The organism is Pseudomonas sp. S34 (genome assembly GCF_009866745.1).
In the GTDB taxonomy this organism is placed as follows: Bacteria; Pseudomonadota; Gammaproteobacteria; order Pseudomonadales; family Pseudomonadaceae; genus Aquipseudomonas; species Aquipseudomonas jessenii.
Genome location: NZ_CP019398.1, coordinates 5,553,566 through 5,578,960, shown reverse-complemented (window position 1 = coordinate 5,578,960; position 25,395 = coordinate 5,553,566). Strand labels below are relative to the sequence as shown.

Sequence of the window (25,395 nt, the reverse complement as noted above, 5' to 3'; positions counted from 1 at the left end):
ACAAGGATCGAGGGTGTACATGGAATCTGTATCCACCAACAGACACTGTGGGAGCGGGCTTGCCCGCGAAGGCGTCCTCACAACCGGCACAAAATCACTTGGGTTTCTTCGCAATCCGCAATGACTTGGCCTTGGCTTCCACCAGCAGGTACATCACCAGGGCAATCAACAACGGCAGGATGAAATAAATCGCCCGATAGGCCAGCAGCCCCGCTACCAGGCTGCCCCGCGAAGCCTCGTGTTGCAGCAGCGCCACAAACACGGCTTCCAGCACGCCGAGCCCGGCCGGGATGTGAGTGATGACCCCGGCGATGGCGCTGATCAACAGCACACCCAGCACCAGTGGATAGTCCAGTTTGTTCGGTAGCAAGGTGAAGATCACCGCTGCCATCAGCGACCAGTTCAGGGCACCGAGGGCCAGTTGCAGCACGGCCATGCGCGGCGACGGCAGGTCAATCTCCACACCACGAATCACCCACTCCCGACGTTTGGCAAACCGGCACGCCACCAGGTATCCGGCGCTCAGCAGCAATAACAAAACCCCCACGCCTTGCAGCGCGCTACTGCTGAGCTTCCAGCCCGGCGGCATGCGTACCAGCCCGCTGCTGAACATGGCGCCGGCAATGACCATGTAACCGAACCAGTTGGTCGCCAGGCTCAGACCGAGGATTTTCGCGATGTTGCTCTTACTGACCCCGAGCCGCGAATACAGTCGGTATCGCATGGCGATGCCACCGACCCAGGCGCTCAGGTTCAGGTTGAAGGCGTAGCTGATGATCCCCACGGGCAGAATCTGCTTCCAGGTCAGGTTCTGGCGGATGTAGGTGCGGCCGATCAGGTCGAAGCAGGCGTACACCAGAAAACTCACCAGGGTCAGCCCCGAGGCAATGATCAGTGTGCGCACCTTGAAATCGGCCAGGGTATCGAACACTTCGTTCCATTCGATGCGCTGGGCGAGCATCGTGAACAGCACGATCAGCATCAGGAAAAACAGCATCGTGAGCGGTCGTTTCCAGCGGTTCCAGTGCGACTTGCCAGGGCTTTTGGCGTGAGTTGCCGTGTGGGGCTCAGTGCGGTTCATGGTCAGCGGCCCCGGTCGGAGGAGGAATGTGTTTCAGGCGAGGTTTATGCGCCGGCAACCAACCGGCCCACGCCGGGAAATGCCGCAGGCAGTGAAACACCAGAAAACCGACGGTCATGTGCCAGACACGCCCGCGTGGCGCGATGTCGTGAGACATGACCTTGCAATGGTTGTCGCTGAGGTCTTCCAGGCGATCGAACAGAACTCGATTGAAGCCACGGTCGCGGATCAGTACGTTGGCTTCCAGGTTCATCGACAGGCTCAACGGGTCGAGGTTGCTGGAGCCTACAGTGCTCCAGTCTTCATCCACCAGTGCGACCTTGCCGTGCAGCGGGCGGTCGCAATATTCGTAGATCTTCACCCCGGACTTGAGCAGGTAATCGTAGGTCATGCGCGCCGCAAGCCTGGCCACCCGCATGTCTGGCTGACCCTGCAGGATCAGCCGCACATCCACCCCTCGGCGGGCCGCGTTGCGGATCTCGCGCAGCAAGCGGAACCCGGGAAAGAAGTAGGCGTTGGCGATCACCACCCGGCGCTGCGCCTGGCGCAATACCTGGCGGTAAACCTCCTCGATGTCGGTCTGGTGTTCCCCGTTGTCGCGGTACACCAGCCGCACCTGGCCATCGTGATCGCTGAAGGCCAGTTCCGAACGCCGCTGTCGACGGCGGTGCCACCAGTATTTTGCGTGCGCCGGGCGACCGCATTGCAGCAGGGCAAAGTGATGGATATCGGCCACGGCCGGGCCTTGTACTTCTACGGAATAATCCTGTTTGGCCTCGGGGCCGAAGTCGGCCAGATGATCGGCAGAAAAATTGATCCCGCCGACGAACGCGACGGTGCCATCGACCACCACGATCTTGCGGTGCAGGCGCCGGAACCAGTTGGTGCGGATGCCCAGGCGTTTCGGTGCCGGATCGAACATTTGCAGGTGCACGCCGGCCGCGGTAAGGGCGTTCAGGAACCCGGTACTCAGTTCGCCGCAGCCGAAGCCGTCGAGGCTGACGGTAGTGCGCACGCCACGCTGGGCGGCTTCGATCAGAATCTGTTGCAGTTCATTGCCGACCTTGTCCTCGAACAGAATGAAGGTCTCCAACAGGATTTCATTTTGCGCCCGGCGCAGGGCTTCAAACACCCGGGGAAAATACGCCTCGCCATTTTCCAGCAACTCGACCCGATTGCTGCCTTGCCAGCCGTATTCGACATCGACCGCTGTCGGCTCGCGGGTGGGCGGAGCGGGGATGTGTTCCAGCGTGTTTTTTTCCATCGACTGGCTGCTCATAGCTCGATCTCCACCGACAGCGGGGCGTGGTCGGAAAGGTGCGACCAGGGCCGGGAGGTCAGCACTTGCGGATGGCTGGCCTTGAGGTTGCGTACGTAGATGCGGTCCAGGCGCAATGCCGGCAAGCGCGCGGGGAAACTGCGCGCCGGTTTGCCATGGTGCTCGGCGAAGACTTCGCGCAAACCGCTGGGCGTGAGCAATGCATCGGCGCGCTGGCGCCAATCGTTGAAGTCCCCGGCGACAATCACTGGGGCGTCGCCGGGCAGGGCGTCCAGGCGCTGGGCGAGCAGCTTCAGTTGCGCGGTGCGATGGGTTTCGCGCAGCCCCAGATGCACGCAAATCGCATGCACCTCCTGGCCGTCGCCGGGCAAGCGCAACACACAATGCAAGAGCCCGCGGTTCTCGTGGCCGCTGATGGACACGTCGAGGTTGTCGTGGCGGATGATCTGGAACTTCGACAACAGCGCATTGCCGTGATCGCCCGCCGGATACACCGCATTGCGGCCATAGGCGAACTGCGGCCACAGGCTGTCGGCAAGGAATTCGTATTGCGGCATCGCCGGCCAGTTGGTGTAGCGCCTGGGATGCTGTTCGTGGGTGCCGTGGACTTCCTGCAAAAACACCACATCGGCAGACACGCTGCGCACCGCTTCACGCAGTTCCGGCAGGATGAAACGCCGGTTGAGTGCGGTGAAACCTTTATGGGTGTTGACCGTCAGCACCTTGAAACGACAAGTGACGGACGGACCCTGTACCTGCATGTCGGTTGCGTTTGAGTGTGCGGGAACATCGGTGTGATTCGCTGTCATGTCGCCTCCCGCCTGACGGCCCCTGTTTTTGGATGACTCCGGGGCGGCGGCGAAAGTTTCGATGGGACTACGGACGGTACATTCTCTGTAGAGCACTACCGAACAACTGTAGGAGAGAGCTTGCTCGCGATGACGGCGGTCCATTCAACATGGATGTGACTGATAAGCCACCTTCGCGAGCAAGCCCGCTCCCACAGGGTTTATCAGTGGCCGGTGATCACGCGGGCAGAACCCTCGGCCGGTTCTGCATACACCGGGCCGAGGCGATCAAGACGTCCACTCCACGCGGTCAATGCCAGCGCCACCAACACCACCAGGCCACCGATCCATGCGGTGTGAATCAACCCCATGTGGGCGACGATCAGGCCTCCGCCCCACGCGCCACCGGCAATGCCGAGGTTGAACGCTGCGATGTTCAGGCCGGACGCCACGTCCACCGCCTGCGGGGTGTGATGCTCAGCCTGACGCACCACATACACCTGCAACCCCGGCACGTTGCCGAATGCCACGGCGCCCCAGACCAGCACGGTGGCCAGCGCGAGCCAAGGATTACCGGCGGTGAAAGTCAGCACGAACAACACGGCGGCGAGCAGGGCAAAGATGATTTTCAGGGCGCTGATCGGGCCGCGCTTGTCCGCCAGTTTGCCGCCCCAGATGTTGCCGACGGCCACGGAGATGCCGTAGACCAGCAACACCAGGCTGACGGTGCTGGCGCTGAAGCCGGAGAGGTCCTGAAGAATCGGCGCGAGGAAGGTAAAGGCAATGAACGAGCCGCCGTAGCCGACGGCCGTCATCGCATACACCAGCAGCAGGCGTGGTTGCTTGAGCACCTGCAATTGCTGCAACAGCGATGCGGGTTTGCTGTGGGCGATATTTTTCGGCACGTATATCAGGCTGCCGATGAAGGCGATCACGCCCAGGGCCGAAACGGCGAGGAAGGTTTCACGCCAGCCGAAATGCTGGCCGATGAATGTCCCCAGCGGCACGCCGGTGACCAGCGCCACGGTCAGGCCGGTGAACATGATGGCAATCGCGCTGGCGGCTTTTTCCTTCGGCACTAGACTGGTGGCGATGGTCGAGCCGATCGAGAAAAACACCCCATGGGCCAGGCCGGTGACGATCCGTGCGAGGATCAACGACTCGTAACTCGGTGCTTGCCACGCCAGCAGGTTGCCGAGGGTGAACAGCACCATCAGCGACAACAGCAGCAATTTGCGCGGAACCTTGCCGGTGAGGGCGGTCAGCACCGGGGCGCCGACGGCAACGCCAAGGGCATACAGGCTGACCAGCAGGCCGGCGGATGGCAGACTGACGCCGAGGTCGGCGCCGATGGTGGGTAACAGGCCAACGATGACGAACTCGGTCGTCCCGATGGCAAAGGCGCTGAGGGTCAGCGCGAGCAAGGCAATGGGCATGGCTGCAACTCCGGTGGATTCATTCGATGGAGCGCAGTGTCGTGGTTCGGATCGTGCGGAAAAATACAGGGACGAGCATTTGATATTTGCGTGCAGATCAAAGATCGTGAGGGCGGATGCATATTTGTGGCGAGGGGGCTTGCCCCCGTTGGGGTGCGAAGCGCCCCTAAAACCTACCATTCGAATTCATCTGATACACCGCATGCAATGGGTTTACGACTGCTTCGCAGCCGAACGGGGGCAAGCCCCCTCGCCACTGGAGATATCACTGTCCTGCTATTTGCGGGCAATATCCGAACTTGCCCGGTATTTCTCGATCAGTTCCTTACCGACACAGCCAAAGGAGCGGGTGTTTTGATCAGGCTCAAGACCGCGATACTGCTGGGAGCGTTGCTGTTTGTGGGTAGCGAGCAACTGGAAGCCGCCGCGATACCGGGGCTGCCGACCACCGCGACCGCCGCGACGCCGCCGGCCCATCCCGAACCGCTGGTGCAAGGCGGATTACTGGGGGCCATCAGTTCAAGCATCGACGAGGTCCAGACCAAACTCGATCTCAACGAAAACCTCCTCGACGTCTGGCGCCTGCGTGCCGACCTCGCGGCCGATGAAGTGGATCAGTTGGTCAATAAGCCATCGGCCCATTCGCCCTGGCGCGTCGCCGGCGATTTCCTGCTGCTGACCTGCGTGTGGGCGGCCGTGTTTGCCTGTCTTTGGCTGCTTGGGCGGATGGTCGCCAGGCGCCTGTGCGAGCACCGTCTGCTGCTCAGTCGCGAACGGGGCCAGGCGTTGCTCGGTTACGTGCTGCCCTACACCCTTCCCGCGGTGATCAGTCTGCCGTTGACGATTTATGCCAGCCAGCTTTTGCCGATATCGGCGGGAAGGGCGCTGGCGTTGTGTTTTGCCTATGCCACCAGTGCCGGGATCTTTGCCGCGTCATTGGTGCTGTCGCTGGTGGTGATGTTCAATGCCGGACACAAGCGGCGGGCGGTGCAGATTATTCGACAACACAGCCCACGACCGCTGTTCGGCATCGGTTTTCTGGTGGCCCTGAGCGATGCCCTGACCAGCCCGCAGATCGCCCATCAACTGGGCAGTAATCTCACCAGCAGCATTGCCGTGTTCACTGGATTGGCAGCGTCGATTTCCTTCGGCTTGCTGGTGATCCGCATGCGTCGCCCGGTCGCCCATGTGATCCACATCCTGCCGCTGGCCCAGCGCCTCAGCCAGCCGGCGTTGCGCGAAACCCTGCGGATATTTTCCGGGCTCTGGTATTGGCCGATTCTGTTGATGGTCCTGGTTTCGATCATCAACCTGATCGGCGCCGGGGTGGACAACCAGAGAGTGCTGCGCAGCGCCTTGTTCACCACGGTGCTGCTGATCGCCACGGTGTTTCTCAGCACCACGCTGCATCATCTGTTCAAGACGCGCAGCGAAGCGGACCTGCGCCGCAGCAGCGCCTACAAGGAGCGCTTTCTCAATTTGTCACATGCCTTGTTGCGCATCGCCATGGCCATCGTGTTCATCGATATCCTCGGGCGGATCTGGGGCGTGTCGCTGTTCGAATTCGCGGTGACCAATGCCGTGGGCCGGGCGATCAGTGATTCCCTGGGCCACATCGGTCTGATCCTGCTGGTGACCTGGATGGTCTGGGTGGTGCTCGACACGGCGATTCAGGAAGCCCTGAAACCGCCAACCAACAAGCGCTCGGCGCGCCAGCCGAGTACGCGGGTGAAAACCATCCTGCCGCTGCTGCGCAACGCGATCAAAATCATCCTGGTAGTGATTTGCGCGATCACCACCATGGCCAACCTGGGGATCAACGTCGCACCGTTCCTGGCAGGTGCCGGGGTCATCGGCCTGGCGATCGGTTTCGGCTCCCAGCAACTGGTGCAGGACGTGATCACCGGGCTGTTCATCATCATCGAAGACACCCTGTCCATCGGTGACTGGGTGGTGCTCGATTCCGGGCATGCCGGCACCGTCGAAGGCCTGACCATCCGTACCTTGCGCCTGCGCGATGGCAAGGGCTTCGTGCACTCGGTGCCGTTCGGGCAGATCAAGGCCGTGACCAACCAATCGCGGCAATTCGCCTATGCGTTTTTCTCGGTGCAGTTCACCTACGACACCGATGTCGACAAGGCCATCGAGCTGATCCGCGAGGCCGGGCATTCCATCAGCAACGACCCGTTCCTGCGCTACAACCTGCAAGGGCCGCTGGATGTGTTTGGCGTCGACAAGATGGACCTCAACGGTGTGGTGCTGACCGCGCAATTCCGTACGGTGTCCGGTGGTCAATACGCGGTGAGCCGGGCTTTCAACCAGCGCCTGAAAAAGCTTGTGGATAACTGCCCGTGGGTGCATTTCGCGCAGACTTATCCACAGCAGGCGCTGGTGCCCAGGCATGCGGTCGAGCCGCCAGCCGAGGCGGGGCATGAGCCGGACCATTCGGCGGTGCTGATGCCGGATCGGCCGCGGTCGCAATAGTTTTTTGTCGACAATACTGGCCTCTTCGCGGGCAAGCCCGCTCCCACAGGGTTTTATGTTGGAACACCAATCTGCGTCCGGACATAGATCCAATGTGGGAGCGGGCTTGCTCGCGAAGGCGCCAGACCAGACAACCTCAGTGCCGGATCAGTTTGTTGCGCACCTCGACACTGAGTTGCTGATCCAGCTCAACCCAAAAATGCTGCTTGCCGGCAATCTCGGCAGCAACCGCCAACCCGTCGCGATACACCAGCCGATTGCTCGCCAGTGCCGGGACTTTCGTGCCGGGCAATAGCGTGCCGGCGAGGTTCAGCGGATCGACCCCGCACACCGCGACCAGGCTGCCGTCATGGGGCCGACGCCGCACCTCCCGCAACAAGGGGATCGCCTCGGGCAGGGCGAATTGCTCGCCCGCCAGGCCACTGACAAAACGCCCGCCACGAATCTCGCCGCGAGCCTCCAGGCGATGGAAAGTACGCAGCAGTTCGCGCCAGCTCGGCAGCCAGTCCGCCTCACGTTCCAGCAAACGCCAGAACACCACGCCGTAACGGCGCAGCAAGGTCATGGCGATGTGCTCAAGGGTATCGGCAGGCGTCCGCTGGTTTTGCACCACCGGCGCGACAGGCGTGCGTCGTAACAAGGCCCAGCGCCCGGCGTCGTCCATGCCACCAATAAATGCCCCGCGCCCGCGTCGACTGTTGCGAGGCTGGCGCTTGCTGGCCGGGGTGATCAGTGCGCGCAATCCGGCGAAGCTGTCAGCATTCACCAGCCCCGCGCCCACCAGTTCCTGCAAGGCGATTTCCAGCTCCGAACGCAGCAGGTGGGCCTCATGGATCAGCTCATCGAAAAACAGCGCGCCGTGCTGGCTGAGGGCGGTGTGGACCTTTTGCGTTTTCGGCGACAGTTCGCTGACCGGCGTCTGCTCGGCCAAGCCGCTCCAGAGGCCGACCCGGTTGCGCGGCAGCAACACAATCGGCGTGCTGCGCAGGGCGGTGCTGGCGCTTTTGTTGTGCGCAGTCAGGCGCGTCCACACCAGTCTGCCACTGCGGCACAGCTCATCGAGCCAGGTCGCCGAGTAGTCCTTGATCCGCGCCGGCAGGATGTCGCTGTCCCAGGCTGAAGCGGCAGCAGGGTAGCCTTCCAATTGCGCGACGACGGCTGGCAGTACCGCGGCGCCCTGACCCTGGCTTGCGCTCGACACATGCTGCCAGTCGAACAGGAAGCGCATGAAATCCTGCAACGCCACCGGTTCGATTTCCCGGCGCAGGCGCTTGACCGTATAGCGGTGAATCCGCGCCAGCAAATGCCGCTCGCACCATTCTTCCCGGGTGGCGCCCGGGGTAAAGCGACCGCGCAACACATAGCCTTCGCGTTCCAGTTGCGCCAGGGCCTGGTTGACCTGCGCAGCGGGCAAGCCGAGTGGTTCGGCAATGCGATCGAGCGCCAGCGGCCCGAAGGCACTGAGCCGCGCGCGGATCAGTTCGAGGATGGCGTCGTCGGGTTCCCAGACCTCGTCGAAGTCCGGCAGCGCTTGCAGCGACGGCGTCAATTCGGCCTGGTGATAAATCGCCCGCAGGCAGGTCAGGCGCTCCAGCGCCAGCCACAGCGATTGCCCGGTGTTTATCTGCAAACGGCTCGCGCGGCCGCTGTCGGCCAGGGTATTCAGCCAGTCGAACCACTGCGGATTGGCGCCGGCCTCGGTATCGGTGATGCACGCCAGGCTCATCAAGGCCTCGTGCATTTCGTCGACCCCGCAGGGCGCGGGCCAGGCTTCGTCGCGCACGGCGGCAATCGCCTCGGCGTCCAGGGCGCCGAGGTCGTCGGTGGATTGCGGGTCGCTCCAGCGCCGATTGAGCACTGCCTGGGTTCTACGTTCCTCCAGCGGTGCATCGTCGAGAAAGGTATAGGGCCGGGCGCTGAGAATCTCCGCCGCCAGCGGCGAGGGCGCCGGCAAGTCGCGGCTGATCAGGCGAATGTCGCCGCGTTCCATGCGCCGCAACAAGGCCAGCCAGCCTTGGCTGTCCATGGCTTCGTGCAGGCAATCCTCGAGGGTCTGTTCCACCAGCGGATGGTCGGGAATCTCCCGTTCGCCGGCGAGGTTTTCCACGCAGGCGATCTGATCGGGAAACACGCTGGCGATCAGGTCTTCGCTTTTCATCCGCTGGATCTGCGGCGGGACTTTACGCCCGCCGCTGTAGCGCGGCAGCGCCAGGGCCACGCCGGCATTCCAGCGCCAGCGCACGCCGAACAGCGGCGCGTCGAGCACGGCCTGAATCAGCAGGTGCTCGGCGCTGTTGCTGTGCAGGTAGCGCCAGACATCGTCCAGTTCAAAACTGTGGCTGGTGGACAGCGACAGCACGATGGCGTCTTCGCTGGCGGCGGCCTGCAATTCGAAATTGAAGGTGCGACAGAAACGCTTGCGCAGGGCCAGGCCCCAGGCGCGGTTGATGCGGCTGCCGAACGGCGTGTGAATGACCAGTTGCGTGCCGCCGGACTCGTCGAAAAAGCGCTCCATCAGCAATGTGTCTTGGGATGGCAGGGCACCCAGCGTTTGCCGCGCACGGGCCAGGTAATCCACCAGTTGTTCGGCGCTGGCGATGTTCAAACCCAGAGTCTCGGTCAGCCAGTCGAGCGCTGGCTGCAAGTCACCTGGCGCAGCCCCCAGCAGGTCATCGAGTTGTGCCTGCAAGCGCGCCACCGCCGAGGACAATTCGGCACTGCGCCCCGGTGCTTCACCGAGCCAGAACGGAATGGTCGGCGGCTGGCCCTGGGCATCCTCGACCCGGACTTTGCCGGTTTCCACCCGCAGGATCCGATAGGACGTGTTGCCTAACTGGAAGATATCCCCGGCAATGCTTTCCACGGCGAAGTCTTCGTTGATGGTGCCGATGTTCAGCCCTTGAGGCTCCAGCAGCACGCTGTAGTCGGCGTTGTCCGGAATGGTCCCGCCACTGGTCACCGCCGTCAGTTTCGCGCCCCGGCGGCCGCGCAGGGTGCGGCTCACAGCGTCGCGATGCAGGTAGGCGCTACGGATGCCCTGACGACCGTTGTAACCCTCGGCGAGCATGTGCAGCAGCGCCTGGTAGTGTTTGTCGTCGAGTCCGGCGTAGGGCGAGGCGCGGCGCAGCATCTCCAGTAGCGCTTGCTCCGGCCACTCCTGGCAACTGACCTCGGCGATGATCTGCTGCGCCAGCACGTCCAGCGGCGCTTGCGGGATCAGCAAGGTATCGAGTTCGCCCCGGCGCACGCAGTCGAGCAGCGCGGCGCATTCGATCAGGTCGTCCCGGGTGGTGGCGAACAAACGGCCCTTGGGCGTGCCGCCGACCTGGTGCCCGGAGCGGCCGACCCGTTGCAGAAACCCGGCAATCGAACGCGGCGAGGCGATCTGGCACACCAGGTCGACGTCGCCGATGTCGATCCCCAGTTCCAGCGACGCGGTGGCGATCAGCACTTGCAGGTCGCCGCGCTTGAGTCGCTGCTCGGCATCCAGGCGAAACTCCTTGGCCAGGCTGCCGTGGTGGGCGGCCACGGCATCCTTGCCCAGGCGCTCGCTCAGGTGCCGGCTCAGGCGTTCGGCCAGACGTCGGGTGTTGACGAAGATCAGCGTGGTCCGGTGTTCCCGGGCGAGGGCAGCGAGGCGGTCGTAGACCAACTCCCAGACATCGTTGGCCATCACGGCCGATAGCGGCACGGGCGGTACTTCGATGTCCAGGTCGCGGGGGCGGGCGTGGCCGATGTCGACGATCTCGCACGGGCAGTCGCGACCGACAAGGAAGCGCGAGACGGCTTCGATGGGCTTTTGCGTGGCCGACAGACCGATGCGCAGCAGTGGCTCCGGGCAGAGGGCTTGCAGGCGTTCAAGGCTCAGTGCCAGGTGGCTGCCGCGTTTGCTGGCAGCCATGGCGTGGATCTCGTCGACGATCACCGTTTGTGCGGTGCCGAGCATCTGCCGGCCAGAGTCGGAGCCGAGCAGCACATACAGGGATTCCGGCGTGGTCACCAGTATGTGCGGCGCGGTCTTGCGCATTGCCGAACGATCTTTTTGCGGTGTATCGCCGGTGCGCACGGCCGTGGTGATCTGCAGTTCGGGCAGGCCCATCACGCGCAATTGCTCGGTAATGCCGGCCAGCGGGTTTTGCAGGTTGATCTGGATGTCGTTGGACAGTGCCTTGAGGGGCGAGACGTAGACCACCAGGGTTGCGTCGGGCAAGCCTTCGGGGCTTTCCAGGCCGCGGTGCACCAGGTCATCGATGACGGCGAGAAAGGCGGTGAGGGTTTTGCCGGAACCGGTGGGCGCGGCGACCAGGGTCGAGCGGCGCTGGCGGATCAACGGCCACGCCCGGGCCTGGGCGGCGGTGACCGCCGGGAACGTGTGGCTGAACCAGGCGCTGACGGCAGGGTGGAAGCCGCTCAGGGCACTGTCTGCGGGAATGGGCAGGTTCATGCAGCAAGTTATGCGGGTGGGTGGGCCAAGATGCAAGTACCGCTTGGGGATCTCTGTTGACTGACAGGACCCCATCGCGAGCAAGCTCGCTCCCACAGGGGAGCGGTTTACACAAAACCATTGTGGGAGCTAGCTTGCTCCCACAGTGGGGCGGTTTACACAAAACCATTGTGGGAGCGAGCTTGCTCGCGATGAGGCCAGTGACAGCACCACAAATCCCCCGGATCTACACTTTACGGGTGACGGTTGCGCACTAAACCCGCAAAATGCAACGATTCCGGCAATTATCAACGACATCGCCTGGGCGCGATGTCGATAAAGCCATCGTTTCAATCAGACTGGGCCTGCTGACTCTATGCGAATGCGCCTTATGTTACTGGGCGGCGGAAATGCCCTTGGGCAGGCGCTGATTCGCCTCGGTGCGGAGGAAGACATCGGTTTCCTCGCCCCCCGCCCGCCCGAAGACGGCTGGGATGCCGCGAGCCTGACACAACTGCTCGACGACACCCGTCCCGATGCATTGATCAACCTTGCCTACTACTTCGACTGGTTTCAGGCCGAGGCGGTGAGCGAATCGCGCCTGGCCGGCCAGGAGCGCGCGATCGAGCGTCTGGCGGAACTGTGCCAGCACCACAACATCGTCCTGCTGCAACCCTCCAGCTATCGCGTGTTCGACGGCTCCCGTGCCACCGCCTACAGCGAAAAAGACGAACCGGTGCCCCTGGGCCTGCGGGGTCAGGCGTTGTGGCGGATCGAGCAAAGCGTGCGCGCCACCTGCCCGCAACACGTGCTGCTGCGTTTCGGCTGGCTGCTGGACGACAGCCCGGACGGTGCCCTTGGCCGCTTCCTCGCCCGTGCCGAACAACCCGAAGAGCTGCTGATGGCCGACGACCGACGGGGCAATCCGACGCCGGTCGACGATGCCGCCCGTGTGATCATTTCAGTGCTCAAGCAACTCGATTGCGCGGCGCCGCTGTGGGGCACCTACCACTACGCCGGGCATGAGGCGACTACGCCGCTGGCGCTGGGGCAGGCGATTCTGACCGAAGCCCGCAGCCTGCATCCGCTGGCCATCGAAGCCCCGACCGCCCAGGCCCACGCCGCGCGTCCGGATGCCGCCGAAGAACCGCAACACGCGGTACTGGCCTGCAAAAAAATTCTGCACACCTTTGGAATCAAACCACGCGCCTGGCGTGCGGCGCTTCCCGGTCTACTGGACAGGTTCTATCGCCATGGCTGACAGCCCCGTTTTGATCACCGGTGGTGCCGGTTTCATTGGTTCACACCTGACTGACGCCCTGCTTGCCAGGGGCCATGCGGTGCGGATTCTCGATGACCTGTCCACCGGCAAGCACAGCAATCTGCCGCTGGATAATCCCAGGGTCGAACTGATCGTCGGCGACGTGGCCGATGCGGCTTTGGTTGCCCAGGCGATGGCCGGATGCAGCGCCGTGGCGCACCTGGCCGCCGTGGCTTCGGTGCAGGCCTCGGTGGACGATCCGGTGCGCACACACCAGAGCAATTTCATCGGCACGCTGAACGTCTGCGAAGCCATGCGCCAGACCGGGGTCAAACGCGTGCTGTTTGCCTCCAGTGCGGCGGTGTATGGCAACAATGGCGAAGGTGAGTCGATCGACGAAGACACGCCCAAGGCGCCGTTGACGCCTTATGCGGTGGACAAGCTGGCCAGCGAGCAATACTTCGACTTCTACCATCGCCAGCATGGGCTGGAACCGGTGATTTTCCGCTTCTTCAACATCTACGGCCCGCGCCAGGATCCGTCCTCGCCGTACTCCGGGGTGATCAGCATTTTCAGCGAGCGCGCGTTGAAGGGCTTGCCGATCACGGTGTTCGGCGATGGCGAGCAGACCCGTGATTTTGTCTACGTCGAAGACCTGGTCGACTTGCTGGTGCAGGCCATCGAAATGCCCCAGGTCGAAGTCGGTGCGGTCAACGTTGGCTGGAACCAGGCGACGACCCTCAAGCAAATGCTCGAAGCGCTCGAAGCCGTGGTCGGCAATTTGCCACCGGTGAGCTACGGCCCGGCACGCTCCGGTGACATTCGTCATTCCCGGGCGAACAACCGGCGCCTGTTGGAACGCTTCACGACCTCGGAGCAGACACCGATGCGTGTCGGGCTGGCGCGGTTGCTGGGGCGATAGATCGCTTCCATGCGGACATGAAAAAGGCGCCTTTTTACAGGCGCCTTTTTCACGGCCGGAATTTACTTACAGCTTGTGTAATTCCTGTGGCGAGGGGGGCTCGTCGGATCGCCGCATCGCCCCGTTCGACTGCGCAGCAGTCGCCGTCATTTTTAAGTCTGCTCACCACCAAGCCTCATTCACCACCACGTGAACGTTCTTTAGAACTTGTAACCCAGACCCACCATGTAGATGAACGGGTCTACATCGACGTCCACCCGTGCCCGGGTGCCTGGTGCGATCGAGTTGTTCTCGACGGTGGCGCGGGTATCGATGTCGATGTAGCGCACCTGGGCGTTGATCATGATGTTATCGGTCAGCATGTAGTCAGCACCGACCTGCCACGCCAGACCCCAGGAGTTTTCCGCCTTGAAGTTGCTGAAACCGGCGGACTGGGCCTGGCTGCCAACGTGTTCGTCGTAGATATAGGTGTAGTTGATGCCGCCGCCGACGTACGGCTGGAAGGCCGACTTCGGATCCAGCGGGTAGTACACCAGGCTCAAGGTCGGTGGCAGGTGCTTGAGGGTGCCGAGTTTGCCGTTGGCCGCGCTCAGGGCCGTGCCCTTGAGTTTCACGTCATGCTCGAACGGTGTGGCCGCCAGCAGCTCGATACCCAGGTGGTTGGTGAGCATGTAGGCGAAGTTCAAGCCCAGTTGCGTGTCGCTGCTCATGGTCGCCTTGCCGCCCAGGTCGGCGCCCGCCAGCGGGCCTTGATCGACCTTGACGCTGGAGCTGTCGGCTTCCGGGTTGACGGTGATTGCACCGGCGCGAAGGAGGATGTCACCGGCTTCGAAGGCATTGGCGAGCGGGGCTGCGAGCGCAAGGGCAACCAGCGAAGCGCTGAGCATGGACTTGTTCATGGGGGCTCCAGAGGACGTTAAAAATTTTGATGTCCAATGGTAAGGCGGCTAACGATTTGGTCTTTTGATGTAGCTCAATGAAAGTGGCAAGGACTGGAGTTTGTAGCGATTTCGAGGGCCCCTTCGCGAGCAAGCCCGCTCCCACAGGGGGGAACGCATTCCAGTGTGGGAGCGGGCTTGCTCGCGAAGGCGGTATTTCTGACAACACAAAACCACCGGACTCACTCCGGCAGTTCATACAGATAAATCTTGTCCGCCTCCATCTGATACCCGGCATCCGCCAACTCGCTGGTGGACGCCTTGACCTGCAGCGCGCCTTCGATCCAGTAAGGCTGATACAACTCATCCAGCTTCACGCCGACTTCGCTCTTGACGTGCACGATCTGGTTCGACGGCGGTGGCGGAACATGGATGCAGGCGCCGAAATACGGCACCAGCAGAAACTCCGTGGTACGTCCTTCCTCGCTCACCTCCAGCGGCACGATGTAACCCGGCAGGCGAATATTCTGGCCGTCGAGGGTCTTGACCACCGGTGCGTTGGGCATGTCCTGCTTGGCTGCTGGCGCCGACTCTGCAGAGAGCGTGCTGCTCATCTGCGACAGATCATGCAACGGCGTCATGTTCGGCACTTCTTTCGGCGCGTCGGGCGGGATCATCTCCGACCAGGTCAGGTCTTTTGGCTGGGCCGCCCACAGGGGCAGGGCGACCAGCATCAACAGCGCAAGTACAGCGCGGGGCATTTTCAACGTCCTCATAAACGGATCGACAAGCCATCGGCCAGGGATTGGCGATAGGCGCGCCAGGCCGGCACGCTGCCCATCAGCAACGCGGCGATCAGGATGCCACCGAGTAGCGTCCATTCATACTCGCTCGGCCAGGACAGCGGCAGGAACAGGCCGTAGTTGGCTTGCACATAACCTTGGGCCGCCGCGATGCACACATACAGCAACGCCACGCCGGCGATCACGCCCGACAGCGCCAGGGCAAAGGCTTCGAGTACCAACAGCGTCGCGATGTGCCAGGGGCGTGCGCCCACCGAGCGCAGGATCGCCATTTCCCGACGGCGCTCGTTGAGGCTGGTGAGAATCGCTGTGAGCATACCGATCAATCCGGTCAGCACCACAAACAGCGAGACCACGAACAAGGCTTTTTCCGCAGTGCCCATCAGACTCCACAGCTCTTGCAACGCCACGCCTGGCAGGATCGCCAGCATCGGCTCGCCACGGAACTCGTTGATTTCCCGTTGCAGGGCAAAGGTCGAAATCTTGTTATTGAGGCCGAGCATGAACGCGGTGATCGCTTGCGGCGTGAGGTCCATGTTGCGCGCCTGATCAGCCGTGATGCGGCCCTCGCCCCGGGCCGGTACGCCGTTATGCCAGTCGATGTGAATCGCTTCCATGCCACCGAGGCTGATGTGCAGCGTGCGGTCCACCGGTGTGCCGGTGCGCTTTAGAATGCCGACCACAGTGAACGGTTTGTCGTCGTGCTTGACCAGGCTGATCGCCGCCACGCCGTGGGCCAGCACCAGTTTGTCACCGAGTTTGTAGTGCAATGCATCGGCCACTTCGGCACCGAGCACCACTTCGAACGGGTCGGTTTCGAAGGCGCGGCCATCGCTCAGTTGCAGGTGTTGCTGGCGACCGTACTGGTAATGCTCGAAGTAGGCTTCGGTGGTGCCCATCACCCGGTAGCCGCGATGGGAGTCGCCGAGGGACATCGGGATCGCCCACTTCACTTTCGGGTTGTTGGCGAAGTGTTCGAAGCTGTCCCAGCGGATGTTGTTGGTGGCGTTGCCGATGCGGAACACCGAGTACAGCAGCAGGTTCACCGAGCCTGAGCGGGCGCCGACGATCAGGTCAGTGCCGCTTATTGTGCTGGCGAAACTGGCCTTGGCTTCGGTGCGCACGCGCTCCACTGCCAGCAACAGGCACACCGAAAGGGCGATGGCGAACGCGGTGAGGATCGCGGTGAAGCGACGGTTAGCCAGGCTGGCCATGGCTAGACGAAACAGATACATCTCAAACCTCGGACGGGGTAGCGGCGCGATTGAGTTCGGCCAGCGACAGGTTGTGGTCGAACAGCGGCGCCAGGCTCTGGTCGTGGCTGACGAACAACAGGCTCGAGCCGGCTTCGCGACACTCGGCGAACAGCAGGCGAATGAAGTTCTCGCGGGCGTCGTAATCGAGGGCCGAGGTTGGCTCGTCGGCGATCACCAGTTCCGGTTGACCGATCAGTGCGCGGGCGGCGGCGACCCGTTGCTGCTGGCCGATGGACAACGAATCAGCGCGGCGACCGAGGATGTTTTCATCCTTCAAACCCAGATGGGCGAGCAGTGTGGCGGCGGCTTTGTCGACGCTGCCGTGACGTTGTTTCGCCCGTTCGGCGCGCAGTTTCGAGAAGTGGCAGGGCAGTTCGACGTTTTCACGCACCGACAGAAACGGCAGCAGGTTGAACTGCTGAAAGATGTAGCCGGTGTGATCGACGCGGAAGTGGTCGCGGGCTCCGGCCGAGAGTTGCGTCAGCTCCTGGCCGAGCAGGCGGATGCTGCCGCGATCAGGCTTTTGCACGCCGCCGAGCAGACCGAGCAGGGTGGTCTTGCCGCTGCCGCTCGGGCCTTTGAGGAACAGGGTTTCGCCGCGCTCCAGGCGAAACGCCGGGATGTCCAGCAGCGGCGGGTGACCGGGCCAGCTGAAGCCCAGGTCGGACAGTTCGATGAGTGCTTGGGTCATGTGAAACCGGTCTGGTTGGTGGTGAACCCTTGTAGGAGCGAGCCAGCTCGCGAAAAACCTGAGAGCACCGAGGTGAATCAGGTTGCCCGCGTTATCGTTGGCGTCCATCGCGAGCAAGCTCGCTCCTACAGTGGGTCAGAATTTCAGCGCGGCAGCCTTGGCCGTCACTTCAACCCCTTGCTGCCCGCTCGGGCCGATCAGTTGTACCTGAATTTTTTGGGTGGCCGGGAAACGGGTAAAAATATTCGCCAGGTCCAGTGACTTCAGTGCCGCTGGCGTGGCGCAAGTGAACTGATAGTGAGCGTGGATTTCGCTGTGATCATGGTGATGTTCGTGGCCGTCTTCGTCCTTGGCGTCTTCATCGTGATCATCGTCGGCATCGGGCTTGTCACCGAACAATGGACTTTCCAGTTCCTGGTTTTCCACCACGCAACCAGCGGCTGTTGGAAGGTTGAACAGCGCCAGCGGTTTTTCGAGCTGAGCGCGGACAGCGGCGACTTTAGCCTTGTCGGCATCGCTGGTGGCGACGTGCTCGAACCCCACCAGGTTCATGGCCGGGCTTTCCAGTTCCAGCTCCAGGGTCTTGCCGTCCAGCGCCGCATTCAAGCGTCCCACGCCATGTTCGTGGGCACCCAGGCTGCCATGCTCGTGATCGTGTTCGTCGGCGGCATGGGCGACAGCCAGCGGCAACATGGCAAACGGCAGGGCGAGAAGCAGACGACGCATGACGAGTCTCCGAAAAGTAAAATGAATAAATTGTTATGTAATCTTATAACGTAATTGCGCAGAGTTTGACTGTCTGCTTGGCGTTGCACAAGTCCCATGGGAGCATGCCGGGAAGAAATGTGCGGGAGCAGACCTATGTTGCGAATTCGCGGAAGCATCGGCGACTGGCCGGTGGATTTGACCCTGGAGATGGACGACGCGGACTGGGCGCGACTAGGGGCGCAGTTGCAGGTGGAAAAAAACCCGGTCAGCGTGCCAGCGGCGAAACCGTTGAACCAGGATGATGCGCTGTGGCAGATCGCCCGGGATTTGCTGCGCAAGGCCGGGCAGCTCAGCGGGCCGGACCTGCTCGATCAACTCGAAGGCCTGACCGGCAGCGCGGCGGCGGGCAAGCGCCTGTTGGTGCGCTTGCGCCATAGTTCGGACGTGAAGGTGGAAAGCGGCGGGGATACACCGCTGTATCGCTGGTTGGTGTAGGAGCGAGCTTGCTCGCGATGGGCGTCAACGATAACGCGGGAAACCTGATTCACCTCGGTGCTCTCAGGTTTTTCGCGAGCAAGCTCGCTCCTACAGGGTTGGCTTAGTACAGCGCAGCAAACAACTTGCGGCGGTACGTGCTGACCAACGGATGATCGTTGCCCAGCAATTCGAACACCTGCAACAAGGTCTTGTGCGGCAAGCCTTCGCTGTAGCTGCGGTTGCGGGTGAACAACTTCAGCAATGCATCCAGCGCGGCGTCGTACTGCTGACGGGCCAGTTGCTGGATCGCCAGTTGATAGACCGCCTCATCGTCCAGCGGGTCTTTCGCCAGTCGGGCCTTCAGGTCGGCGGCATCCGGCAGGTCCTTGGCCAAACCGAGAAACTTGATCTGTGCCTTGGCGCCGGCCAGCGCGGCCTTGTGCTCGTCGCTCTTGACCGCATCCAGCACGGTTTGCGCTTCGCCCAGTTCACCGCGCTCGGTCAGGCAGCGGGCGTACAGGATCAGCGCCTTGGCGTTGGTGTTGTCTTCACCCAGGATCACTTTGAGCTGCGCTTCGGCATCGGCAAAACGGCTGTCGTCGAACAGCGCCTGGGCCAGTTCGAACGGATCGGCGGCGGCCGGTGGCGGCATCTGCACATGGGGTTCGAGCAGGGCACGCACGGCCGACTCCGGCTGCGCACCGGCAAAGCCATCGACAGGCTGGCCGTCCTTGAACAGCACCACGGTCGGCAGGCTGCGGATGCCGAAGCGGGCGACGATGTCTTGTTCGATGTCACAGTTGACCTTGGCCAGCAGCAACTCACCCTGATAGCTCTCGGCAATGCTCTGCAGCATCGGCATCAGCACTTTGCAGGGCGCGCACCATTCGGCCCAGAAATCCACCAGCACTGGTTTGTGGAAAGAGTTCTCGATCACCGACTGGTCGAAATCGGCAGTCGTGGCGTCGAAGATGTACGGCGTTTCCTGACTCATGGGGGATCTCTTGGAAGCGTGAATGGGGCAACTATACGACTTGGTGGGGGGCGGCCGGAAGCGGGGTGGCTGTGAGAGGTGCATTGCCTGGCCGGGCGCCTTCGCGAGCAAGCCCGCTCCCACAGTGGATTAATGAACGACATAGATCCAGTGTGGGAGCGGGCTTGCTCGCGAAGCTTTTAGCTAGCGCTGCGCGTGGTACAGGCTCACATGCCGAAACTCGTGGGGCTCGGCCAGATCCGGCAGGGTCATGGCTTCGAGCATTTCGATGCGCCGGTACAACGGATGACGGAAATCCCTGACGCGGGAGTCCGCGACCAGTGCCTCTCGGCCGCGGCTGAGGAACTGGTCGAGTAGCGGCAGGTTGGCCCGGTCGTACAGCACATCCGCCACCAGGATCAGATCGAAGCGATCGGCCTCGGCGAAAAAGTCCGTCGAGTAATTGAGCTGTACGTTATTGAGCTCGGCATTGGCCCGACACGCGGCAATCGCCAGCGGGTCGAGGTCGCAGGCCAGTACTTCGAGCGCCCCGGCCTTCGCCGCAGCAATCCCCGCCACCCCGGAGCCGGCACCGAAATCCAGCACCCGCTTGCCCTCGACCCAATGGGGGTTTTCGGCCAGATAGCGGGCCACGGCCAGGCCGCTGGCCCAGCAGAAACTCCAGTACGGCGGCTCATGCAGGATGCGCCGGGTCTCTTCCGGGCTGAAGGCGCGGTCCATGTTGTCGCCGTCGATCAGCCACAACTTCAGGTCGGTCCCTGGTAACTCACAGGCGACCAATTGCGCATCACCGAGCAGTTCACCCAACGCCTTTTGCAGGTCGAACGGTGCACTCATGGGGCTTTGACGAATTGCAGTTGGCCCAGGGCCTGGGTGGTCGGCTGGGTAATCAGTTGCGACGGCAGGTGCAGGATCAACTGCCCGGACTGACTGGCGCGGCCTCGCAGTTCAACGCGGGCCCCGGCCGGAAAGGACTCCGGATTGAAGCGCAGGTGAAACGGCAGAACCTGGTTGTTGCCGATCAGGCTGGAGCTGGCGAGCAATTGTTGCGGTCGGTCCTTATCGTCGATCACCAGCAGCGCCAGTTCGACTTCAGCGCCAGCTGGAACACCTTGCAAGGTGCCGCTCAGTTCACGCTGATGGGCGGGCAGAGGGCCGAGTGCGGCGGCCTCCCGGGCTTTCTTCTGCGCTTGCTGCGGCACCGGGCCAGGCGTTGGCGGCTGGGGCTTGGGTGCATCGCTGCTGCAGGCCACCAGCAGGCTGAAAACACTGAGCAAAATGAGCGGACGTAACGACATTGGTGGCTCCATAACGCTGAATTCCATGGATCAAGTGATCATCCCGTCTGTATACCGCAAACCCTATGGCTTGTCTTGCCACGGGGATGCGCTACCATGGCCCTCCCTTTTTTTGTTGCCTGCCACCATGCACTGTCCCTTCTGCGGTGCCAACGACACCAAGGTCATCGACTCGCGTCTGGTCGCCGAGGGCGAACAGGTGCGCCGCCGGCGTGAATGCCTGGCCTGCGGCGAGCGTTTCACGACGTTCGAGACGGCTGAACTGGTGTTGCCGCGCCTGATCAAAACCGACGGCAGTCGCCAGCCGTTCGACGAAGAAAAACTCCGCGCCGGCATGCAGCGCGCGCTGGAAAAGCGCCCGGTGAGTGTCGAGCGCCTCGAGTCGTCGCTGGTGCACATCAAACACAAACTGCGCGCCACCGGCGAACGCGAGGTCAAATCCCTCGTGGTCGGCGAACTGGTGATGGCCGAGCTGCAGAAGCTCGACGAAGTCGCCTACATCCGCTTCGCTTCGGTGTATCGCCGCTTCCAGGACCTCAACGAGTTCCGTGAAGAGATCGATCGCCTGGCCCGTGAACCGGTGAAAGAATGACCACTTGCGCCGAACAAGCCATCCTCGACGCCCATTTCATGGCCCGTGCCCTGGAACTGGCGCGCAAGGGGCATTACACGACGCACCCCAATCCGCGGGTCGGTTGCGTGATCGTGCAGGGCGGGCAGATTGTCGGCGAAGGCTGGCACGAGCGCGCCGGCGAGCCCCACGCTGAAGTCCACGCCCTGCGCGCGGCTGGTGAGCAGGCTCGTGGCGCCACCGCTTACGTGACGCTTGAGCCTTGCAGCCATCACGGCCGTACACCGCCCTGTGCCGATGCACTGGTCAATGCCGGTGTGGCCCGCGTGGTCGCGGCGATGCAGGACCCGAACCCGGAAGTCGCCGGTCGCGGTCTGCAACGCCTGGCCCAAGCCGGTATCGCCACCGAAAGCGGCGTGCTGGAAGGCGAGGCGCGCAAGCTTAATCAAGGCTTTCTGAAGCGCATGGAACACGGCTTGCCGTTCGTGCGGGTCAAGTTGGCCATGAGCCTCGACGGGCGAACCGCCATGGAAAGCGGCGAAAGCCAGTGGATCACCGGCCCGGCGGCGCGCTCGGCAGTGCAGCGTCTGCGCGCGCAAGCCAGTGTGGTACTGACCGGCGCCGATACGGTGCTGGCGGACAACGCACGGTTGACCGTGCGCGCCGATGAGTTGGGGCTGGATGCAGAGCAAACAGCCTTGGCCATGAGCCGTCCGCCGCTGCGGGTGTTGGTCGACGGCCGCCTGCGGGTGCCGCTGGATGCACCGTTCTTCAAGGCAGGCCCGGCGCTGGTCGCCACCTGCGTGGCGGTTGAAGAGCAATATGCCAACGGTCCGGAGTGCCTGATCGTGCCGGGCTACGACGGTCAGGTCGATCTGCGTCAGCTATTGGTTGAACTCGCAACCCGTGGCGTCAACGAAGTGCTGGTCGAGGCCGGCCCGCGCCTGGCAGGTGCCTTTGCCCAACTCGGTCTGGTGGACGAGTTCCAGATTTTCATTGCCGGCAAGTTCCTGGGTTCCTCGGCGCGGCCGCTGCTGGACTGGCCGCTCGTGCAAATGAAGGATGCGCCCGAGCTCAAAATCATCGAAATTCGTGCCGTTGGCGATGACTGGCGAGTCATCGCCATTCCTTTGCCAGTAGCAAGCGTATAATTTCCGGCCATCGCGCAAGCTTTGGCTTTGTTCTCGAGGAGAACCTCATGTTTACCGGCATCATCGAATCCATCGGCAGTATTCGTGCATTGACCCCAAAGGGCGGTGATGTGCGGGTTCACGTCGAAACCGGCAAGCTCGACCTGAGCGACGTCAAATTGGGCGACAGCATCGCGGTCAACGGCGTGTGCCTGACTGCCGTTGAATTGCCGGGCAATGGCTTTGCGGCGGACGTCAGTCGCGAAACCCTCGACTGCACCGCCATGAACGACCTGAAAAGCGGCAGCCCGGTCAATCTGGAAAAAGCCCTGACTCCGACCACTCGCCTCGGCGGGCATCTGGTCAGCGGTCACGTCGACGGCGTGGGCGAAGTGGTTGCCCGTACCGAAAATGCGCGCGCCGTGGAGTTCCGCATCCGCGCGCCAAAGGACCTGGCCAAATACATCGCCCATAAAGGCTCGATCACCGTCGACGGCACCAGCCTCACCGTGAACGCAGTCGATGGCGCCGAGTTCCTGCTGACCATCATTCCCCACACCCTGAGCGAAACCATCATGGCGTCGTACCAGCCAGGCCGCCGGGTGAACCTGGAAGTGGACTTGCTGGCCCGTTACCTGGAGCGTCTGCTGCTGGGCGACAAGGCCGCAGAGCCAACCTCCAGTAACATCACTGAAAGCTTTCTGGCCGCCAACGGCTACCTCAAATCCTGACCCAAGGGGGTGCCTTGTGGCGCTCAATAGCATCGAAGAACTGGTTGAAGACATCCGCCAAGGCAAGATGGTCATCCTCATGGATGACGAAGACCGCGAGAACGAAGGCGACCTGATCATGGCCGCCGAGTGCTGCAAGCCCGAGCACATCAACTTCATGGCCAAGCACGCCCGTGGCCTGATCTGCATGCCGATGAGCCGCGAGCGCTGCGAACTGCTCAAGCTGCCGTTGATGGCGCCGCGCAACGGGTCCGGTTTCGGCACCAAGTTCACCGTATCGATCGAAGCGGCCACCGGCGTGACCACCGGCATCTCCGCCGCCGACCGTGCGCGCACCGTGCAGGCCGCCGCCGCCCGTGATGCCAAGGCTGAAGACATCGTCAGCCCGGGCCACATCTTCCCGCTGATGGCCCAGGCCGGCGGCACCCTGGCCCGCGCTGGCCACACCGAAGCGGCGTGCGACCTGGCGCGCATGGCCGGTTTCGAGCCGAGCGGGGTGATCTGCGAAGTGATGAACGACGACGGCACCATGTCCCGTCGCGCCGAGCTGGAAGCCTTTGCCGCCGAACACGACATCAAGATCGGCACCATCGCCGACCTGATTCACTACCGGATGATCCACGAACGTACCGTTCAGCGGATTGCCGAGCAGCCACTGGACAGCGAACTGGGCCAATTCAACCTGGTGACCTATCGTGATTCCGTGGAAGGCGACGTGCACATGGCACTGACCCTGGGCAACGTGTGTGCCGAAGAGCCGACCCTGGTTCGAGTGCACAACATGGACCCGCTGCGTGACCTGCTGATGGTCAAGCAACCGGGCCGTTGGAGCCTGCGCGCCGCCATGTCCGCGGTTGCCGAGGCTGGAAGCGGCGTGGTGCTGTTGCTCGGTCACCCGCTCGATGGCGACGTGTTGCTGGCGCATATTCGCGAAACCGCCGATCACGCAGCCGTGAAAAAACCGACCACCTACAGCACTGTCGGTGCCGGTTCGCAGATCCTGCGCGACCTTGGCGTACGCAAAATGCGCCTGATGTCGGCACCGATGAAATTTAATGCGATATCCGGTTTCGATCTGGAAGTTGTAGAATACGTGCCCTCCGAATAATGACCGGTTGTTCCCGGCCTTGAATTCGCGGCAAATAAATCACTGAGGGGCGCGTAGAAGACGCGTCCCGGCTCTTTAAGAGATCTAACGAATGACCCTGAAGACCATCGAAGGTACCTTCATCGCCCCTAAAGGCCGCTACGCTCTGGTAGTGGGCCGTTTCAACAGCTTCGTCGTTGAAAGTCTGGTCAGCGGTGCAGTTGATGCCCTGGTTCGCCACGGCGTGAGCGAAAGCGACATCACCATCATCCGCGCACCTGGCGCCTTCGAAATTCCGCTGGTTGCGCAGAAAGTCGCCCAGAAAGGCGAGTTCGCGGCAATCATCGCCCTGGGCGCGGTCATTCGTGGCGGCACTCCGCACTTCGAATACGTGGCTGGCGAGTGCACCAAGGGCCTGGCCCAGGTGTCCATGGAGTTCGGCGTTCCGGTCGCTTTCGGCGTCCTGACCGTTGATTCCATCGAGCAAGCCATCGAACGTTCCGGCACCAAGGCCGGGAACAAAGGTGCTGAAGCTGCCCTGTCCGCTCTGGAAATGGTCAGCCTGCTGGCGCAGTTGGAGGCCAAGTGATTAGCGACGAAAGCGATCGTTTCAACCCGCGCGATCCAAAGCCTGCGGATGCCGGCAAGCCATCGAAAAGCGCCAAGCGCCGCGAAGCCCGTCAGCTCGCGACCCAGGCGCTGTACCAATGGCACATGGCCAAGCAGTCGCTGAACGAGATCGAAGCGCAGTTCCGGGTCGATAACGATTTCACCGATGTCGACGGCGCGTACTTCCGCGAAATCCTGCACGGGGTTCCGCAGTTCAAGACCGAAATCGACACCGCGCTCACGCCATGCCTGGACTTGACCATCGAAGAGCTGGACCCGGTTGAACTGGCTGTTCTGCGCCTGTCGACCTGGGAACTGCTCAAGCGCGTCGACGTGCCGTACCGCGTTGTGATCAACGAGGGTATCGAATTGGCCAAGGTCTTCGGTTCCACCGACGGCCACAAGTTCGTCAACGGTGTGCTCGACAAGCTGGCCCCGCGTCTGCGTGAAGCTGAAGTGAAGGCGTTCAAGCGCTGATTGGCGTTTGG

General features: G+C 62.5%; 23 protein-coding genes. 10 read left to right on the top strand and 13 right to left on the bottom strand.

Going from position 1 to position 25,395, the window contains the following annotated elements; translation table 11 throughout:
- Window positions 1–94: 94 nt before the first annotated feature.
- The 4 genes from PspS34_RS24970 to PspS34_RS24955 form a co-directional block, all read right to left on the bottom strand.
- The gene (locus PspS34_RS24970) at window positions 95–1,081 is read right to left on the bottom strand and encodes a lysylphosphatidylglycerol synthase domain-containing protein (protein ID WP_154862086.1); all 987 of its coding nucleotides are present in this window, start codon (window positions 1,079–1,081) and stop codon (window positions 95–97) included.
- Window positions 1,068–2,360 (bottom strand): cardiolipin synthase ClsB, encoded by a 1,293-nt coding sequence (clsB, locus tag PspS34_RS24965; protein ID WP_150814478.1) that lies wholly within the window; start codon window positions 2,358–2,360, stop codon window positions 1,068–1,070. Before clsB ends, PspS34_RS24970 begins: the two co-directional genes overlap by 14 nt.
- On the bottom strand, window positions 2,357–3,121 hold the full coding sequence (locus PspS34_RS24960; RefSeq protein ID WP_223473591.1) for an endonuclease/exonuclease/phosphatase family protein: 765 nt from the start codon (window positions 3,119–3,121) through the stop codon (window positions 2,357–2,359). The genes clsB and PspS34_RS24960 overlap by 4 nt, the downstream gene beginning before the upstream one ends.
- A 251-nt stretch (window positions 3,122–3,372) precedes the next feature.
- Window positions 3,373–4,584 carry an MFS transporter gene (locus tag PspS34_RS24955; RefSeq protein ID WP_154862088.1) on the bottom strand — a complete coding sequence of 404 codons (1,212 nt, stop codon included), beginning with the start codon at window positions 4,582–4,584 and terminating at the stop codon, window positions 3,373–3,375.
- 354 nt (window positions 4,585–4,938) lie between these two features.
- Between PspS34_RS24955 and PspS34_RS24950 the strand changes: the two genes are divergently transcribed.
- Entirely contained in the window at window positions 4,939–7,068 is a 2,130-nt protein-coding gene (locus PspS34_RS24950; RefSeq protein WP_154862090.1) for a mechanosensitive ion channel domain-containing protein, read from the top strand.
- Window positions 7,069–7,204: 136 nt separating this feature from the next.
- On the opposite strand, the gene PspS34_RS24945 is transcribed toward PspS34_RS24950, so the two are convergent.
- Window positions 7,205–11,512 (bottom strand): DEAD/DEAH box helicase, encoded by a 4,308-nt coding sequence (locus PspS34_RS24945; protein WP_159390345.1) that lies wholly within the window; start codon window positions 11,510–11,512, stop codon window positions 7,205–7,207.
- Between the two features lie 355 nt (window positions 11,513–11,867).
- Between PspS34_RS24945 and PspS34_RS24940 the strand changes: the two genes are divergently transcribed.
- Window positions 11,868–12,752, top strand: coding sequence for a sugar nucleotide-binding protein (locus tag PspS34_RS24940; RefSeq protein WP_008053852.1), 885 nt, complete (start codon window positions 11,868–11,870; stop codon window positions 12,750–12,752).
- The gene (locus PspS34_RS24935; RefSeq protein WP_102670736.1) at window positions 12,745–13,674 is read left to right on the top strand and encodes an NAD-dependent epimerase/dehydratase family protein; all 930 of its coding nucleotides are present in this window, start codon (window positions 12,745–12,747) and stop codon (window positions 13,672–13,674) included. The genes PspS34_RS24940 and PspS34_RS24935 overlap by 8 nt, the downstream gene beginning before the upstream one ends.
- A 200-nt stretch (window positions 13,675–13,874) precedes the next feature.
- Here PspS34_RS24935 and PspS34_RS24930 read toward each other — a convergent pair whose 3' ends face one another.
- From PspS34_RS24930 to PspS34_RS24910, 5 genes are all read right to left on the bottom strand, one after another.
- Complete coding sequence (locus PspS34_RS24930) at window positions 13,875–14,573, bottom strand: OmpW family outer membrane protein (RefSeq protein WP_090451676.1); 699 nt, start codon at window positions 14,571–14,573, stop codon at window positions 13,875–13,877.
- Between the two features lie 221 nt (window positions 14,574–14,794).
- The gene (locus PspS34_RS24925; protein ID WP_090451674.1) at window positions 14,795–15,313 is read right to left on the bottom strand and encodes a DUF3299 domain-containing protein; all 519 of its coding nucleotides are present in this window, start codon (window positions 15,311–15,313) and stop codon (window positions 14,795–14,797) included.
- Window positions 15,314–15,324: 11 nt separating this feature from the next.
- A complete protein-coding gene (locus PspS34_RS24920) occupies window positions 15,325–16,590 on the bottom strand; it encodes an ABC transporter permease (protein WP_154862092.1) in 1,266 nt (421 codons plus the stop codon).
- 1 nt (window position 16,591) lies between these two features.
- Window positions 16,592–17,302, bottom strand: coding sequence for an ABC transporter ATP-binding protein (locus PspS34_RS24915; RefSeq protein WP_057713120.1), 711 nt, complete (start codon window positions 17,300–17,302; stop codon window positions 16,592–16,594).
- A gap of 135 nt (window positions 17,303–17,437) precedes the next feature.
- Window positions 17,438–18,028, bottom strand: a complete 591-nt coding sequence (locus tag PspS34_RS24910) for a DUF2796 domain-containing protein (protein WP_150813875.1) — start codon at window positions 18,026–18,028, stop codon at window positions 17,438–17,440.
- Between the two features lie 135 nt (window positions 18,029–18,163).
- Between PspS34_RS24910 and PspS34_RS24905 the strand changes: the two genes are divergently transcribed.
- Entirely contained in the window at window positions 18,164–18,505 is a 342-nt protein-coding gene (locus tag PspS34_RS24905) for a hypothetical protein (RefSeq protein WP_154862093.1), read from the top strand.
- A gap of 103 nt (window positions 18,506–18,608) precedes the next feature.
- Here the strand turns inward: PspS34_RS24905 and trxA are convergent, their stop codons facing one another.
- From trxA to PspS34_RS24890, 3 genes are all read right to left on the bottom strand, one after another.
- A complete protein-coding gene (trxA, locus tag PspS34_RS24900) occupies window positions 18,609–19,481 on the bottom strand; it encodes a thioredoxin (RefSeq protein WP_154862094.1) in 873 nt (290 codons plus the stop codon).
- Between the two features lie 183 nt (window positions 19,482–19,664).
- The gene (locus tag PspS34_RS24895; RefSeq protein ID WP_057713124.1) at window positions 19,665–20,318 is read right to left on the bottom strand and encodes a 50S ribosomal protein L11 methyltransferase; all 654 of its coding nucleotides are present in this window, start codon (window positions 20,316–20,318) and stop codon (window positions 19,665–19,667) included.
- A complete protein-coding gene (locus PspS34_RS24890) occupies window positions 20,315–20,779 on the bottom strand; it encodes a YbaY family lipoprotein (protein WP_057713125.1) in 465 nt (154 codons plus the stop codon). The genes PspS34_RS24895 and PspS34_RS24890 overlap by 4 nt, the downstream gene beginning before the upstream one ends.
- A 127-nt stretch (window positions 20,780–20,906) precedes the next feature.
- Here PspS34_RS24890 and nrdR point away from each other — a divergent pair, with 127 nt between their 5' ends.
- The 6 genes from nrdR to nusB all read left to right on the top strand — a co-directional run bounded on the left by nrdR (window position 20,907) and on the right by nusB (window position 25,384).
- Window positions 20,907–21,371, top strand: coding sequence for a transcriptional regulator NrdR (gene nrdR, locus PspS34_RS24885; protein WP_003228656.1), 465 nt, complete (start codon window positions 20,907–20,909; stop codon window positions 21,369–21,371).
- Window positions 21,368–22,501 (top strand): bifunctional diaminohydroxyphosphoribosylaminopyrimidine deaminase/5-amino-6-(5-phosphoribosylamino)uracil reductase RibD, encoded by a 1,134-nt coding sequence (gene ribD / locus PspS34_RS24880; RefSeq protein WP_154862095.1) that lies wholly within the window; start codon window positions 21,368–21,370, stop codon window positions 22,499–22,501. The genes nrdR and ribD overlap by 4 nt, the downstream gene beginning before the upstream one ends.
- A gap of 47 nt (window positions 22,502–22,548) precedes the next feature.
- A complete protein-coding gene (locus PspS34_RS24875; RefSeq protein ID WP_007906836.1) occupies window positions 22,549–23,211 on the top strand; it encodes a riboflavin synthase in 663 nt (220 codons plus the stop codon).
- A gap of 16 nt (window positions 23,212–23,227) precedes the next feature.
- The gene (ribBA, locus tag PspS34_RS24870; RefSeq protein WP_007970163.1) at window positions 23,228–24,319 is read left to right on the top strand and encodes a bifunctional 3,4-dihydroxy-2-butanone-4-phosphate synthase/GTP cyclohydrolase II; all 1,092 of its coding nucleotides are present in this window, start codon (window positions 23,228–23,230) and stop codon (window positions 24,317–24,319) included.
- A gap of 91 nt (window positions 24,320–24,410) precedes the next feature.
- Window positions 24,411–24,887 carry a 6,7-dimethyl-8-ribityllumazine synthase gene (gene ribE / locus PspS34_RS24865; RefSeq protein WP_003228649.1) on the top strand — a complete coding sequence of 159 codons (477 nt, stop codon included), beginning with the start codon at window positions 24,411–24,413 and terminating at the stop codon, window positions 24,885–24,887.
- Window positions 24,884–25,384, top strand: coding sequence for a transcription antitermination factor NusB (gene nusB / locus PspS34_RS24860; RefSeq protein WP_042610619.1), 501 nt, complete (start codon window positions 24,884–24,886; stop codon window positions 25,382–25,384). Before ribE ends, nusB begins: the two co-directional genes overlap by 4 nt.
- Window positions 25,385–25,395 lie beyond the last annotated feature (11 nt).

Excerpts from the sequence above, each read along its gene's own strand:
- clsB (WP_150814478.1), bottom strand. The coding sequence starts at position 2,360 with ATGAGCAGCCAGTCGATGGAAAAAAACACGCTGGAACACATCCCCGCT.
- PspS34_RS24960 (WP_223473591.1), bottom strand. The coding sequence starts at position 3,121 with ATGCAGGTACAGGGTCCGTCCGTCACTTGTCGTTTCAAGGTGCTGACG.
- PspS34_RS24935 (WP_102670736.1), top strand. The coding sequence starts at position 12,745 with ATGGCTGACAGCCCCGTTTTGATCACCGGTGGTGCCGGTTTCATTGGT.
- PspS34_RS24925 (WP_090451674.1), bottom strand. The coding sequence starts at position 15,313 with ATGCCCCGCGCTGTACTTGCGCTGTTGATGCTGGTCGCCCTGCCCCTG.
- trxA (WP_154862094.1), bottom strand. The coding sequence starts at position 19,481 with ATGAGTCAGGAAACGCCGTACATCTTCGACGCCACGACTGCCGATTTC.
- PspS34_RS24915 (WP_057713120.1), bottom strand. The coding sequence starts at position 17,302 with ATGACCCAAGCACTCATCGAACTGTCCGACCTGGGCTTCAGCTGGCCC.
- PspS34_RS24945 (WP_159390345.1), bottom strand. The coding sequence starts at position 11,512 with ATGAACCTGCCCATTCCCGCAGACAGTGCCCTGAGCGGCTTCCACCCT.
- ribD (WP_154862095.1), top strand. The coding sequence starts at position 21,368 with ATGACCACTTGCGCCGAACAAGCCATCCTCGACGCCCATTTCATGGCC.
- nrdR (WP_003228656.1), top strand. The coding sequence starts at position 20,907 with ATGCACTGTCCCTTCTGCGGTGCCAACGACACCAAGGTCATCGACTCG.
- ribE (WP_003228649.1), top strand. The coding sequence starts at position 24,411 with ATGACCCTGAAGACCATCGAAGGTACCTTCATCGCCCCTAAAGGCCGC.
- PspS34_RS24930 (WP_090451676.1), bottom strand. The coding sequence starts at position 14,573 with ATGAACAAGTCCATGCTCAGCGCTTCGCTGGTTGCCCTTGCGCTCGCA.
- PspS34_RS24905 (WP_154862093.1), top strand. The coding sequence starts at position 18,164 with ATGTTGCGAATTCGCGGAAGCATCGGCGACTGGCCGGTGGATTTGACC.
- PspS34_RS24890 (WP_057713125.1), bottom strand. The coding sequence starts at position 20,779 with ATGTCGTTACGTCCGCTCATTTTGCTCAGTGTTTTCAGCCTGCTGGTG.
- PspS34_RS24875 (WP_007906836.1), top strand. The coding sequence starts at position 22,549 with ATGTTTACCGGCATCATCGAATCCATCGGCAGTATTCGTGCATTGACC.
- PspS34_RS24920 (WP_154862092.1), bottom strand. The coding sequence starts at position 16,590 with ATGTATCTGTTTCGTCTAGCCATGGCCAGCCTGGCTAACCGTCGCTTC.
- PspS34_RS24910 (WP_150813875.1), bottom strand. The coding sequence starts at position 18,028 with ATGCGTCGTCTGCTTCTCGCCCTGCCGTTTGCCATGTTGCCGCTGGCT.
- PspS34_RS24940 (WP_008053852.1), top strand. The coding sequence starts at position 11,868 with ATGCGAATGCGCCTTATGTTACTGGGCGGCGGAAATGCCCTTGGGCAG.
- PspS34_RS24970 (WP_154862086.1), bottom strand. The coding sequence starts at position 1,081 with ATGAACCGCACTGAGCCCCACACGGCAACTCACGCCAAAAGCCCTGGC.
- PspS34_RS24895 (WP_057713124.1), bottom strand. The coding sequence starts at position 20,318 with ATGAGTGCACCGTTCGACCTGCAAAAGGCGTTGGGTGAACTGCTCGGT.
- PspS34_RS24955 (WP_154862088.1), bottom strand. The coding sequence starts at position 4,584 with ATGCCCATTGCCTTGCTCGCGCTGACCCTCAGCGCCTTTGCCATCGGG.